At 61.2% G+C, this 13,779-nt stretch carries 13 protein-coding genes; 8 read left to right on the top strand and 5 right to left on the bottom strand.

Features of this window, described 5'->3' with window-relative positions; translation table 11 throughout:
* Window positions 1-189 precede the first annotated feature (189 nt).
* Together carA and carB are read left to right on the top strand one after the other, a co-directional pair.
* Entirely contained in the window at window positions 190-1,569 is a 1,380-nt protein-coding gene (carA, locus tag A0U94_RS08735) for a glutamine-hydrolyzing carbamoyl-phosphate synthase small subunit (RefSeq protein WP_077803123.1), read from the top strand.
* Between the two features lie 3 nt (window positions 1,570-1,572).
* On the top strand, window positions 1,573-4,827 hold the full coding sequence (gene carB, locus A0U94_RS08740; RefSeq protein ID WP_077803124.1) for a carbamoyl-phosphate synthase large subunit: 3,255 nt from the start codon (window positions 1,573-1,575) through the stop codon (window positions 4,825-4,827).
* 55 nt (window positions 4,828-4,882) lie between these two features.
* On the opposite strand, the gene A0U94_RS08745 is transcribed toward carB, so the two are convergent.
* Window positions 4,883-5,089 (bottom strand): helix-turn-helix domain-containing protein, encoded by a 207-nt coding sequence (locus tag A0U94_RS08745; protein ID WP_062033219.1) that lies wholly within the window; start codon window positions 5,087-5,089, stop codon window positions 4,883-4,885.
* Window positions 5,089-5,610, bottom strand: a complete 522-nt coding sequence (locus A0U94_RS08750) for a hypothetical protein (protein ID WP_062110092.1) — start codon at window positions 5,608-5,610, stop codon at window positions 5,089-5,091. Before A0U94_RS08750 ends, A0U94_RS08745 begins: the two co-directional genes overlap by 1 nt.
* Window positions 5,611-5,778: 168 nt before the next feature.
* Between A0U94_RS08750 and greA the strand changes: the two genes are divergently transcribed.
* Window positions 5,779-6,252 (top strand): transcription elongation factor GreA, encoded by a 474-nt coding sequence (gene greA, locus A0U94_RS08755; protein WP_062033225.1) that lies wholly within the window; start codon window positions 5,779-5,781, stop codon window positions 6,250-6,252.
* Window positions 6,252-7,478: a threonine ammonia-lyase gene (locus A0U94_RS08760; RefSeq protein WP_077803125.1), complete on the top strand. Its 1,227-nt coding sequence runs from the start codon at window positions 6,252-6,254 to the stop codon at window positions 7,476-7,478. The genes greA and A0U94_RS08760 overlap by 1 nt, the downstream gene beginning before the upstream one ends.
* Window positions 7,479-7,481: 3 nt before the next feature.
* Here the strand turns inward: A0U94_RS08760 and A0U94_RS08765 are convergent, their stop codons facing one another.
* The 3 genes from A0U94_RS08765 to msrB all read right to left on the bottom strand — a co-directional run bounded on the left by A0U94_RS08765 (window position 7,482) and on the right by msrB (window position 8,902).
* Window positions 7,482-7,769, bottom strand: coding sequence for a DUF1330 domain-containing protein (locus A0U94_RS08765; RefSeq protein WP_062033232.1), 288 nt, complete (start codon window positions 7,767-7,769; stop codon window positions 7,482-7,484).
* Window positions 7,770-7,850: 81 nt separating this feature from the next.
* On the bottom strand, window positions 7,851-8,489 hold the full coding sequence (gene upp, locus A0U94_RS08770; protein WP_011251913.1) for a uracil phosphoribosyltransferase: 639 nt from the start codon (window positions 8,487-8,489) through the stop codon (window positions 7,851-7,853).
* Window positions 8,486-8,902 carry a peptide-methionine (R)-S-oxide reductase MsrB gene (msrB, locus tag A0U94_RS08775; RefSeq protein ID WP_062033235.1) on the bottom strand — a complete coding sequence of 139 codons (417 nt, stop codon included), beginning with the start codon at window positions 8,900-8,902 and terminating at the stop codon, window positions 8,486-8,488. The genes upp and msrB overlap by 4 nt, the downstream gene beginning before the upstream one ends.
* Window positions 8,903-9,065: 163 nt before the next feature.
* Between msrB and A0U94_RS08780 the strand changes: the two genes are divergently transcribed.
* The 4 genes from A0U94_RS08780 to A0U94_RS08795 all read left to right on the top strand — a co-directional run bounded on the left by A0U94_RS08780 (window position 9,066) and on the right by A0U94_RS08795 (window position 13,769).
* Window positions 9,066-9,257 carry a CsbD family protein gene (locus tag A0U94_RS08780; protein ID WP_062033238.1) on the top strand — a complete coding sequence of 64 codons (192 nt, stop codon included), beginning with the start codon at window positions 9,066-9,068 and terminating at the stop codon, window positions 9,255-9,257.
* A gap of 114 nt (window positions 9,258-9,371) precedes the next feature.
* Entirely contained in the window at window positions 9,372-10,904 is a 1,533-nt protein-coding gene (gene gpmI, locus A0U94_RS08785; protein WP_077803913.1) for a 2,3-bisphosphoglycerate-independent phosphoglycerate mutase, read from the top strand.
* Entirely contained in the window at window positions 10,891-12,183 is a 1,293-nt protein-coding gene (locus tag A0U94_RS08790; RefSeq protein WP_077803126.1) for a murein hydrolase activator EnvC family protein, read from the top strand. Before gpmI ends, A0U94_RS08790 begins: the two co-directional genes overlap by 14 nt.
* A 128-nt stretch (window positions 12,184-12,311) precedes the next feature.
* Window positions 12,312-13,769 (top strand): S41 family peptidase, encoded by a 1,458-nt coding sequence (locus A0U94_RS08795; RefSeq protein ID WP_062033242.1) that lies wholly within the window; start codon window positions 12,312-12,314, stop codon window positions 13,767-13,769.
* The last annotated feature ends 10 nt before the right edge of the window (window positions 13,770-13,779 follow it).

Below are 13,779 nucleotides of genomic sequence, written 5' to 3' on the forward strand. Positions count from 1 at the left end.
GCAAAATCGCACAAAAGCCGGATTGCAACAATCCGACAGCCTCCCAACGCACGAAACGAGCCATTCGGAAAAAACTTCCCACCCCCTCCGGGCATGCAGAGCGCGCAGTGGGAAAAAACTTCCCATTCCGTTTCCGATCCCTTATTCAGAGGCTCCAGAGTACATCCGGCAGTCAGCAACGGGGCGACCATGGACATCGACAGAATCATCGAAAAAGCCGGAGGCGCGGACGAGATCGCCGCCCTTGCGGGCGTCGGGCTGGAGGCCGTGCGCAAATGGCGCCAGTCCCGCATGGTCCCCACCAAACACTGGCCGGCCCTGCTGCGCGTGCCGGGAATCGCCCTTCAGGATCTGACAGCGGATCTCACCGCACCTCACACCCCACAAGAACAAGAAAGAGAGACGGACGTGTCCAATCCCTGCCCTCCCGGCGCCAACGCCGCCCTTGTCCTTGCAGACGGGACAGTCCTGTGGGGCCGCGGCTTCGGCGCCCATACGGAAGGCGCCGTCGGAGAACTCTGCTTCTCCACCGGCATGACCGGCTACCAGGAAACCCTGACAGACCCGTCCTTCGCCGGACAGATCGTGACCTTCACCTTCCCGCATATCGGTAATGTCGGCACGAATGCCGATGACAACGAGGCCCCGAAAATGGCCGCCCTCGGTGCCGTCGTGAAGGAAGATATCACCGCCCCCGCAAGCTGGCGTTCGCATGAACCCCTCGCTGCGTGGCTAAAGCAGCACGGCCGCGCAGGCATCAGTGGCGTCGATACCCGCGCCATCACCCGCACTCTGCGCGACAGCGGCCCACAGACCGCCATCCTCGCCTTCCCGGAAAACGGCCGCATCGACACGGACAGCCTGCTGAACCGCGCCCGCCAGTGGCCCGGCCTCGAAGGCATGGACCTCGCCAAAGAGGTTACGCAGCCCAAACGCGTCTGGACAGAAGGCGTGTGGGAAACCACCCGCCCGGCCCGGACCGAAAACCGCCGCCGCGTGGTCGCCATGGACTACGGCGCCAAGGACAACATCCTGCGCTGTCTCGTGACCGCCGGATGTGACGTTACCGTCCTGCCCGCCACGGCCACCGCCGAAGAAATTCTGGAACTGAAGCCCGAAGGCGTGTTCCTCTCCAACGGCCCCGGCGATCCGGCCGCGACCGGCACCTATGCCGTCCCCGCCATCCGCACGGTGCTGGACGCAAACGTCCCCGTCTTCGGCATCTGCCTCGGCCATCAGCTCCTCGCACAGGCGCTGGGCGGCAAGACCTACAAGCTGGAGCGCGGCCATCGCGGTGCGAACCAGCCGGTCAAGGACGTCGAGACCGGCCGCGTGGAAATCACCAGCCAGAACCACGGCTTCGCCGTGGACGAAAAGTCTCTGCCTGCGGACGTGAAGGTGACGCATGTGAGCCTGTTCGACGGCTCCAACGAAGGCATCGCCTCCACCACGAAAGACGCCTTCTCCGTCCAGTACCATCCCGAGGCGAGCCCCGGCCCGTCCGACAGTTTCTATCTTTTCGAGCGTTTCGTCGCGGTCATGGACCGTCGCGCTAAAGCAGGAGCCTGAGCCATGCCAAAACGGACAGACATCAAGTCCATCCTGATCATCGGCGCTGGCCCGATCGTCATCGGACAGGCCTGCGAATTCGACTATTCCGGCGCACAGGCCTGCAAGGCCCTGCGCGAGGAAGGCTATCGCGTCATCCTGATCAACTCGAACCCCGCCACCATCATGACCGATCCCGGTCTGGCGGATGCGACCTATATCGAGCCGATCACCCCGGAATTCGTCGAGCGCATCATCCTCAAGGAAAAGCCCGACGCCGTCCTGCCGACAATGGGTGGCCAGACAGCCCTGAACGCTGCCATGGCGCTCGACAAGTCCGGCTTCCTCAAAAAGCACAATGTGGAACTGATTGGCGCGGACGCAGAGGTCATCGACCGCGCGGAAGACCGCCAGAAATTCCGCGAAGCCATGGACGAGATCGGGATCGAAAGCCCCCGCAGCACCATCGCCCACACGCTTGAAGAAGCCCGCGCGGCACTGGCCGATGTCGGTCTGCCCGCCATCATCCGCCCGTCCTTCACCATGGGCGGCGCTGGCGGTGGCATCGCCTATAACCGCGAGGAATTCGACCAGATCGTCACGGGCGGCCTCGATGCCTCGCCCACGACCGAAGTCCTGATCGAAGAATCCGTTCTCGGCTGGAAAGAATACGAGATGGAAGTGGTCCGCGACACCGCGGATAACTGCATCATCATCTGCTCCATCGAGAACATCGACCCGATGGGCGTCCATACCGGTGACTCCATCACCGTTGCCCCCGCCCTGACGCTGACCGACAAGGAATACCAGCGCATGCGGGACGCTTCGATCGCGTGCCTGCGCAAGATCGGCGTCGAGACCGGCGGCTCCAACGTGCAGTTCGGCGTCAACCCGGCCGATGGCCGTCTGGTCGTCATCGAGATGAACCCGCGCGTGTCGCGTTCCTCCGCACTTGCCTCGAAGGCCACCGGCTTCCCGATCGCCAAGATCGCCGCCAAGCTGGCCGTCGGCTACACGCTGGACGAACTCAAGAACGACATCACGAAAACGACCCCGGCCTCCTTCGAGCCAACGATCGACTATGTCGTTGCCAAAATCCCCCGCTTCACCTTCGAGAAATTCCCCGGCTCCCCGGCGCTGCTCTCGACGTCCATGAAGTCGGTCGGTGAAGCCATGTCGGTGGGCCGCTCCTTCGCCGAAGCCATCCAGAAGGGCCTGCGCTCGATGGAAACGGGCCTCACCGGCCTCGACCCGGTCGAAGCCCCCGGCGACGGTTCGCACAACGCCTACCTCGCCGCCCTGGCCGAGCCGCGCCCCGAGCGCATCCTGATGGCCGCACAAGCCCTGCGCGCCGGGCTGTCGGTCGAGCAGATCAACGAAGCCTGCAAATTCGAGCCCTGGTTCCTCCGCCAGCTCGAAGACATCGTGGCTTCCGAGCGCGAGATCGAAAAGAACGGCCTGCCCACGGACGCCTACAACCTGCGCCGTCTCAAGGCCCAGGGCTTCTCGGACGTCCAGCTCGCACGCCTCTCCGGCCAGAGCGTCACAGATGTCGCAGAACTGCGCGAAAAACTGGCTGTCACACCGGTCTATCGCCGCATCGACACCTGTGCCGCCGAATTCGCCTCCGACACGCCCTATCTGTACTCGACCTATGAAGGCGGATTCGGCACGCCGGAATGCGAAAGCCGCCCGACGAACCGCGACAAGATCATCATTCTCGGTGGCGGCCCGAACCGCATCGGTCAGGGCATCGAGTTCGACTATTGCTGCGTCCACGCCGCCTACGCCCTGCGCGAAGCCGGTTTCGAGACGGTCATGGTCAACTGCAACCCCGAGACGGTCTCGACCGACTACGACACCTCGGACCGCCTGTATTTCGAACCCCTGACCGCCGAGGACGTGATCGCCCTGATCCGCACCGAAGCAAAGGGCGGCAAGGTTCTGGGCTGCATCGTGCAGTATGGCGGCCAGACCCCGCTCAAGCTGTCCCGCGCCCTTGAAGACGCCGGCATCCCGCTTCTCGGCACGCCAGCGGACGCGATCGACCGCGCCGAGGACCGCGAACGCTTCCAGACCATGCTCCGCAAGCTCGGCCTGCGCCAGCCCCGCAACGGCATCGCCCGCAGCCCGGCGGAAGCCGAGAAAATCGCGGAAGAAGTCGGCTACCCGGTCGTCGCCCGCCCGTCCTACGTTCTGGGCGGCCGTGCGATGGAAATCGTCTATGACAAACCGGGCCTCAAGCGCTACCTCAACGAAGTCCTGCGCGCCGCCGGCCCGGAAGTCTCGACCGGTCCCGTCCTGCTCGATCACTACCTCAACGACGCCATCGAAGCGGACGTGGACTGCATCTGCGACGGCGAGAACGTCTATGTCGCAGGCGTCATGGAACATATCGAGGAAGCCGGCATCCATTCCGGTGACTCCGCCTGCTCCCTGCCGCCCTATACGCTCTCCCCGGCACTGGTGACGGAACTGCGCTCCCAGACCGAAGCCATGGCCCGTGAACTGGGCATCCGCGGCCTGATGAACGTCCAGTACGCCATCAAGGATCAGGAAGTCTTCGTTCTCGAAGTGAACCCCCGCGCATCCCGGACCGTGCCATTCGTCGCCAAGGCCACCGGCGTTCCGGTTGCCAAGATCGGCGCGCGCGTCATGGCGGGCGCGAAACTCACCGAGTTCAAGCTTGATGGTGGTGCGGTCTCTCCGCATGTCGCGGTCAAGGAAGCGGTGTTCCCGTTCCACCGCTTCGCCAATGCCGACACGATCCTCGGCCCGGAAATGCGCTCCACGGGTGAAGTCATGGGGCTGGATTCCAGCTTCGAGCGCGCCTTTGCGAAATCGCAGCTTGCCGCCGGTGTGACGCTGCCGCTTGCGGGCACGGTGTTCCTGTCCGTTCGTGACAGCGACAAGGCGCATGTCCAGCCTCTCGCCCGCAAGCTGGTCGCCATGGGCTTCACGATCCTTGCCACCAGCGGCACGGCGTCCCGTCTGGAAGCCGCCGACATTCCCGTAAAGCGCGTGAACAAGGTGATGCAGGGCCGTCCGAACTGCGTGGACTCCATCCGCTCGGGCGACGTGCAGATGGTCATCAACACCTCACAGGGTGGGCAGGCCGCACAGGACAGCTACGAGATCCGTCGCAGCGCCCTGACGATGGGCATCCCGCATTACACCACGATCGCAGGCGCCCGTGCGGCGACCTATGCGATCGCGGTCCTGAAGGAAGACGATCTGGGCGTCGCCCCGCTCCAGTCTTACTTCAAGGGTGAGTTCTGACCCCTTCCTGACCTTAAAAAACCCCGCCAGAGCAATCTGGCGGGGTTTTTCATTTTCAGTCGCCTGAATATCGAAGAAGATCGCCCGGCTGGCAGTTGAGAACCCGACACAAGGCCTCAAGGGTCGAAAAACGGATCGCCTTTGCTTTGCCTGTCTTGAGAATGGAGAGATTGGCCAGCGTCAGCCCCACTTTCTCCGACAGTTCCGTCAAAGACATACCCCGCGCCTTCAGCAACTCATCCAGATTGACCTGCACCGGCATCAGATGACCTCATCAATTTCGGACTGAAGCTGAACGCCTACCCCGAAAAGCAAAGCAATAAGATAAACCAGTCCCAGACAGAGCAGGGAATCAACAAGATCCGAAAAACAGTTGATCCACAGGAATGGGCCGAATTTTACAGGGTCAAGAAGGCTCGAAAATATTCCCCCGAAAAAGCCAATTCCGAAAAAATAAACGATCCTTCTAAAAATAACCCACATGATTTCCGCATTATTTTGAGCAAAAATTTTTTCGGAAATGGAATTATCAACAATCTTAATTGAACCACTTAAAACATTCATCAGTATGTACATGTCGACAACAGCAAGCATGAGACCAAATATCTCGCCTGCATCTTTCCATATCAAATGCGATGCCTTGTCCCAGAAGACGTAGAGCAGTGGCGCGAGCAGAAGGCTGCCTACCAACAGCATCAATCCGCTCCAGAAAAGCACCGATGAGATACCGGAGAGAACACGCAGAACCTGACGAATGCGGCACAAACTATCAACTGTCTTCATAATGGCTTCTCCTTATCGAAAAACGATAAGCACACTCACCCCTTACCCAACAAGGATTTTATCGTTTTTCAATAAATAAAAATACGCCATCTTGCAAAAAACTCCCTGAAATCCTATATTGTCAGGCTGTTTATCAAGTTTCAGTCACGCTTTTTCGAGGATTTCAGAGTGCAGAAGATCCCCATGACCGCGAAGGGACAGCAGCGTCTCGAAGACGAACTGCGGACCCTCAAGAGCGTCGACCGTCCGGCCGTCATCCGCGCCATCGCAGAAGCCCGCGAACATGGGGACCTGTCCGAAAACGCTGAATACCACGCCGCCCGTGACCGCCAGTCCTTCATCGAAGGCCGGGTCCTGGAGCTGGAAAGCATCGTCTCCAACGCCGAAGTGATCGACCCTTCGACGCTGACCGGAACGCGCGTCCGTTTCGGCGCGCATATCCAGCTTGTCGATGAAGAAACCGACAAGGAAGCCCTGTACCAGATCGTGGGCGTCCATGAAGCCGACATCAAGCAGGGCCTGATCTCGATTTCCTCGCCGCTAGCCAAGGCACTGATTGGCAAGGATGTCGGTGATACCGTGTCTGTCCCCGCGCCCGGTGGAGACCGGACTTACGAAATCCTCAAGGTCGCATATCGCTGATGTCTGACGTCCTGACGTCCACCACTCCTGTCGTAACCATTGCGGACATCGAAAGCGCCCATGAGCGCATCGCGTCCACCGTGGTTCGCACGCCGACAATTTCCTGCCCTGCCCTGTCCAAACTGACAGGCGCGGACATTACGCTCAAGCTTGAGAACCTTCAGGCGATCGGCTCCTTCAAGGAGCGCGGAGCGGCCAACAAAATGGCCCTCCTGACGCCGGAAGAGCGGGCCCGTGGCGTCATTACCGTCTCGGCAGGCAATCACGCACAGGGTGTGGCCCGTCAGGCCAGTCTTCTCGGCATTGATGCCACCATCGTCATGCCGCGCTTCACGCCCGCTACCAAGGTCGCGGCAACGCAGGCCTGGGGCGCGAATGTGGTGCTCGCAGGTGACGATTTCGCGCAGGCCAGCGAAACAGCCGCCGAGCTTCAGAAGCAGGACGGGCGCGTTCTCGTTCACCCGTTCAATGATCCGGCCGTCATCGCCGGTCAGGGCACGGCTGCGCTCGAGCTTCTGCAGGACGCACCGGATATCGACACAGTCGTCGTGCCGGTCGGTGGCGGTGGACTGATCGGTGGGTTTGCCACCGTCATGGCGGCCCTGCGCCCGGATGTTGAAGTGATCGGCGTTCAGGTCGAGGCCTATGCCTCGCTGTCCAGCTATCCGAAGGAAGACGGCCCGACACTGGGTGGATCGACCATTGCGGAAGGCATCGCTGTTACCAGACTCGGTGATCACTGCCTGAGCGCATTCCGCAACAAGATCTCGAAAATCCTTGTCGTGAGCGAACTTCAGGTCGAGAGCGCCGTCACGACACTGGCCGAAAAGGCCAAGCAGGTCTGCGAAGGCGCGGGCGCGACGGGTCTCGCCGCCGTCCTCGCCTATCCGGAGCTGTTCAGAGGTCGCCGCGTCGCCCTGCCGCTTTCGGGCGGGAACATCAACGCGCGCATCCTCGCCAACACGATCCTGCGCTCCCTTCTTCGGGATGGGCGGATCCTGCGGCTGATCTTCCAGATCCCCGACCGGCCGGGCATGCTGGCAGATATCTCCACCCGCATCGGCAATTACGGCGGAAACATCATCGAAGTTTCCCATCACCGCCTGTTCGCCTCTCCGTCCGTTCAGACGGCGGAACTTCTGGTGATGGTGGAAGCCCGCGATACCGAACACGCGCACCAGATCGAAACCGATCTGGCACGGCATTACATCGTCCGGCGGGACTGATCCTCAGATCCCGTCGACGATTACGACGTTATAGGTCGCGGCCTTCCAGCGGTGCTCGGCAGCCTTCTGGTAGGCCGGGCTTTCATACCAGGCGCGGGCCGAGGCCGCGTCCGGAAACTCGATGATCACCACGCCATCAGGCTCTGTGCCTTCGAGTTTTTCCTGCTTGCCGTAGGCAGCAAGGATTTTAGCCGGGAAACCCTTGAAGGTTTCACCAACCACTTCCGAATATTTTTTAAATTCAGTCGGATCAGCCAGTTTGTCACGAATAAACAGGGCATAGGCAGGCATGGAACGCTCTCCTCAGAATGAGCCTCCATACCCGCCACAAAACGCCTGACATTTCAGCACACAAGAGCGTGTGCCCGTGCTTTAGCGCGTGCCGAACAGACGATCGCCCGCGTCTCCGAGGCCCGGAACAATATAGCCATGCTCGTCCAGATGGCTGTCGATCGAACAGGTCACGATCTGCACGTCAGGGTGCAGTTCTGCCATATGGGCAATGCCCTCCGGAACAGCCAGCAGGCAGGCAAAGATCGGGTTTGTCGCCCCGGCAGCCTTCACGCGGGTCAGCGCAGCCGCAGCGGAGTGTCCCGTCGCGAGCATAGGGTCCAGAACGATGCAGGTCCGGCCCGGAACATCACTCGGCATATTGAAATAATATTCGCTGACTTCCAGCGTCTCGTGGTCCCGACGCAGCCCGATATGGCCTACGCGCGCGGACGGCACCAGATCCAGCATTCCATCCAGCAGACCGTTGCCAGCCCGCAAGATGGAAACGAAGCAAAGCTTCTTGCCATCCAGTTCTTCACCTTCCATCGGGCCGCTTGGCGCTTCAATATGGCGCGGCGCCAGCGAGAGGTTCCGCGTGGCTTCATAAGCCAGCAGCAGGCTGAGTTCGCGCGTCAGGCGCCGGAAACCGGCCGTGGACGTATTGTGGTCACGCAGACGGGTCAGCTTGTGGCGCACCAGCGGATGGTCGAGAACGATAGGCGGCAGCGCCTGACTCATGCTTTTTCTCCTTCGGCCGGGCGAAAATCGAGCGCCAGCCCATTCATACAATAACGCAGCCCCGTGGGCGGCGGCCCATCAGGGAACACATGCCCCAGGTGCCCCTTGCAGTTCGCACAGTGAACTTCCGTGCGGACCATGCCATAGCGGCTGTCCTGCGTCGTCTCGACGCCCCCTTGGAGAGGCTGGAAGAATGACGGCCAGCCACTGCCGCTGTCATATTTCGCATCCGAGGAGAACAGCGGACGTCCGCAGGCCGCACAGGCATAGGTTCCCGCCCGTTTTTCATCATTGAGCGGGCTGGATCCGGGACGTTCCGTGCCATGTTCGTGAAGGATGCGCCGCTGCTCCGGTGTCAGGCCGACGCCGCAACCACTGCCGTTCTGCCCGGTCGGGCCGCAACTCTGGGTCATGCTGGTTCTCCGGAAACTCTGAGGGACGTCTTCTGGGAATGGATCTTTGGGGATGTATGAAAGCGCGGCCGTATTTTGTCACGCATCTTAAACTGTCAGGACGCAACCCGGCACGATGAAACCCGTTAAGATCCGTACAACATCAAGACGGAAGGATCCGGTCATGAGTTCCATCGAAGACAAGATCAAAGGCGTCGCCAATCAGGTGACGGGCAAGATCAAGGAAGAAGTCGGCCACGTGACGAACGATGAGAAGCTTGAGGCTGAGGGTATCGCCCAGAACCTCAAGGGCAAGGTCCAGAAGGGCGTCGGTGACGCCAAGGATACTGTCAAAAGCGGTATCGACAAGCTCTGAGCCCCACCTGCGATCACAATGCAGCGCCCGCCTTCATGGCGGGCGTTCGCATTTGCGGGGAATGGTGGCATGATGGACGGCAGTTCCCTCCTTCTTTCCCTTCAGGAGACTGTCATGTCTGCATCCTCAACGCCCCGTCCCGTTATGCTGGTCATCCTCGACGGCTTCGGCTGGCGTGAGGATGACTCCGACAATGCGGTCCGCCTCGCCCGCACTCCGACATTCGACACGCTCTGGGCCACAAGCCCCCACGCGTTTCTGAAAACATCCGGCGAGGACGTAGGCCTTCCGGACGGGCAGATGGGCAATTCTGAAGTCGGCCATCTGAACATCGGTGCCGGTCGCGTCGTCATGCAGGAGCTCCCCCGCATCTCCCGCAGCGCCCGAGACGGCTCACTGGCTCAGAATCCTGTCCTTCTGGACCATATCGCGGCGCTGAAAGCCTCGGGCGGAACCTGCCACCTCATGGGCCTGATTTCGCCCGGCGGCGTGCATGCCCATCAGGATCATGTCGTTGCACTCGCCAGAATCGTCAGCGCAGCAGGCATTCCCGTTGCCGTTCATATCTTCAGCGATGGCCGCGACACCGCGCCGCGCTCAGGCGAGCAGTTCATCGGAAAATTCCTCACGGACCTGCCAGACAGCGTAAAAGTCGCCACACTCAGCGGCCGCTACTATGCCATGGACCGCGATCGCCGATGGGAGCGTGTTGACCTGGCCGTCGCGGCCATCCGCGATGCGAAGGGGCCTCACGCCCCGGATGCACTTTCCGCCCTCCAGACCAGTTACGACAGCGACAAGGGCGATGAATTCGTTCTTCCCACCGTTCTGGGCGATTACGCAGGCATGAAGAACGGAGACGGCATCCTATCCTGCAATTTCCGTGCAGACCGCATCCGCCAGCTTCTGGACGTTCTGGTTCTTCCGGATTTTGCGGAATACGAAAGTGGCCGGAAGATAAAATTTGCGTCCGTCTGCGGCATGTCACGCTATTCCGACCATCTGTCGCCTTATATGAGCGTCCTGTTCTCCAAGGTGCCGCTCGACGATCTACTGGGAGACGTGGTGGCCAAAGCGGGCAGAACACAGCTTCGCATGGCGGAAACAGAGAAGTATCCGCACGTTACCTACTTCCTGAACGGAGGCCGCGAAGTCCAGTTCGAGGGCGAGGAACGCATTCTGGTTCCCTCACCCAAGGTCGCGACCTACGATCTTCAGCCCGAAATGTCCGCGCCCGAACTGACAGACAAGGCCGTTGCCGCCATTGAAAGCGGCAAATTTGACATGGTCGTCCTGAACTTCGCCAATCCTGACATGGTCGGTCACACAGGCTCCCTGCCCGCCGCCATCAAGGCCTGCGAAACGGTCGATCAGGGGCTGGGACGCATCAATGACGCCATTGTCAAAGCCGGTGGCGCTCTGCTCGTGACTGCGGATCACGGCAACTGCGAAACCATGCGCGACCCCGTGACGGGTGGCGCCCATACGTCCCACACACTCAATGTCGTGCCGGTCATTCTCGCCCATGCAGACGGCAAGACCATCCATGATGGTCGCCTGGCTGATCTCGCCCCAACCATGCTAGCGCTCATGGGCATCAGCCAGCCTGACGCGATGACGGGTGTCTCCCTGCTTGAAAGCGCCTGATCCACGGCATGTCCTGCCGCTTGCCCTGATCCTGTCGCCCCACTGGGCGACAGCACACCATGCGCCACACCATCATGTCGCGAAATCAACGCTGACAGCACCAAGCGCGGAACAAAGTGCGGGGCAGAAAGCCCTCGCCCGCGCACAGGCCGCACGCCACGCGCTGGAACAGCAACAGGCCTCAGAAGCCGCCGCCCTGCGGGCCAAACAGATCGCGTCGGCACAGGCAGAGGCAAAAGCCCGACAGGACACGGCCCGAACGCTCGCTTACACCGCCCAGACCCATACGGCCCAGTCCGCCATGGACAGCACCCAGAACCGCATCCAGACCCTGCAAGCCAGCATCACAGAGCTGAAAAACAGACAGGCCGCGGTCCAGGCGAACATCCGCCAGCAGAACGCCGCCCTGCAACCCTTGCTCCCCGTCGCCGCGCGCCTGTCCATCGCTCCTGACGCTGCGTTGCTGGCCTCTCCCGAAACAGCGTCCGAAAGCGTAACCGCTCTGTCCATTCTCGGCGGATTTTCCCAGTTGACCCGACAGCGCGCCCGAACCCTTCAGTCTCGCGAAGATGAACTCCGCGCCATCGGCAACGATCTGGAACAGCAACAGAAAGAGCTTTCGACGCTGCTGACACAACAGACCCACGAACGAAACACGGCCGCCGCCCGCACCCGGGTTGCAGCGCATCAGGAAGCCATCGCAGATCAGGGCGCGCAGAGAGCCCGCAAAGCCGTTGCCGACGCCATGCAGGCCGCAGCAGATCTGTCTGCGGAGATCAGCAGTCTGGTACAGCAGGAAGCACAGGCCCGTGCCGAACTGGAAAAAGAAGCTGCAGCCCTTGCCCGCCAGCACGAGTTCGAGCGCGCCCGCCATGCGCGCTCACAGGCCCAGTCCCTCTCTTCCGCCGGACAGGGGGTTTCCAGCAATGACGGTCATGCCCCGGTTCCGGGACATGTTGCCATCCGCTGGGGACAGGCAACGGAAGCCGGACCGGCAACCGGCATCACCTACGCCGCCCTCTCTTCCGCCCCCGTACAGGCTCCGTGTACGGGCCGAGTCGAATTTGCCGGCCCTTTCCGCTCCTTTGGGCAGATGCTGATCCTGGATTGCGGGCGCAACTATCGTTTCGTATTATCTGGACTGGGGCAACTGACGGTTTCGGGTGGCCAAAGCATCAGGAAAGCCGCCACACTCGGCCAGATGCCCGCGGCCGAAGGGATGCTGTTCGTCCAGCTCCGCCACGGCGCACAGGTCGTCAGCCCGGCGCCTTTCCTCTGAGCCGGTTTGCCGAGCGCGTCTGACCTTGTAGGATCGTATCTTAGTAATTTGGCAACCTGAACCGGCCTAGTCTCCCTGCGGAGCACCGTAGGCCAGCAGGTTCCTTCGTGCCCGAGGATGGAGATCACATGAAGTTTCGCAGTGGCCTGTTGCTGGGCACCGCCTTTCTGGCCGGACTGGCTGTTGGACCGGGCGCCCTGCGTCTTGCTGGCTCCGGCGACTTTCCGGGCGCAGCCTTCGCCCGTGAGATTTCCCATGACAACAGCGCGGAAACCGTCCGCCTGCTGACGCTGCTGGGAACGGTGATGGACGTGGTGAAGGCGGAATACGTCCACCCCGTGTCTGACAAGGACCTCATCAACAACGCACTGGATGGAATGGTCGGCAATCTCGACCCCCACTCCTCCTACATGACCGCAGCCCAGTTCCACGACATGCAGACCGAGATTTCGGGCAAGTTTGGCGGTCTGGGTCTTCAGGTTCAGGGTGAATCCGGCCATGTCCGTGTCGTCTCCCCGATCGACGGCACTCCGGCCGCGCGCGCTGGTATCCAGCCAGGCGATTTCATCACGATGGTCGACCACAAGAGCATCGACGATCTGACGCTCGATCAGGCCGTCCGCAAGATGCGCGGCGATCCGGGCACCAAGATCAGCCTGACAGTCGTGCGCCCCAAGACCGGCAAGACCCTGACTTTCGACATGACGCGCGAAATCGTCCATGTCCAGATCGTAAAATCCGCTCTCTATGGCAGCACGGGCTATATCCGTCTGACCGAGTTCGATGACGATCTCGAAGGCGCCATGCATGCCGCGTTCGACAAGCTCAAGGCAGAAGCCGCCAAAACTCCCGGTGGCAAGCTGACCGGAATCATTCTCGACCTGCGCTCCAATCCGGGCGGCAAGCTCGATCAGGCCATCGCAGTCGCGGACGACTTCATCAAGGATGGAGAAATCGTCTCCATTCGCGGTCGCCATGCGGAAAACAACCAGCGCTGGGACGCGAAAGGTACGGACATCACCAATGGCCTGCCGATCGTCGTTCTGACGAATGGTGGCTCCGCCTCGGCCAGTGAAATCGTGGCCGGCGCTCTGAAGGACCATCACCGCGCCATCATCCTTGGTGAAAAGACTTTCGGAAAAGGTTCGGTCCAGACCCTGATTCCGATTGGCGATCAGGGCGCAGTCCGTCTGACGACAGCCCGCTACTACACGCCGTCCGGCCGTTCCATTCAGGGCCTTGGCATCACACCCGATATCCCTGTATCCGAAACAAAGGATGACGATGCTTATGGCTACCGCGAGGCGGATCTGTCTCACATCCTGACGAACATCGGCGGAAACCGTACGACCGAGACGCCGCGCACCGATATTCCGCCAATTGCGAAGTCCATTCCCAAAATGCCGGATGCCAGCTGGCCCGCGTTTGACGCTACAAAGCCTGCGACAGATTTCCAGCTTCAGCAGGCCATCAAGGTCATCAATGCCATGGCGGGCATTTCAAACCCCGCCCCTGCGACCGCACCAGCGACCGAGGTCAAGGCCTCTGCTCCCGCAGTACCCAAGCCGCCCGAAGCACATCACTGACAAGGACATC

This window comes from Gluconobacter albidus, from assembly GCF_002005485.1.
In the GTDB taxonomy this organism is placed as follows: domain Bacteria; phylum Pseudomonadota; class Alphaproteobacteria; order Acetobacterales; family Acetobacteraceae; genus Gluconobacter; species Gluconobacter albidus.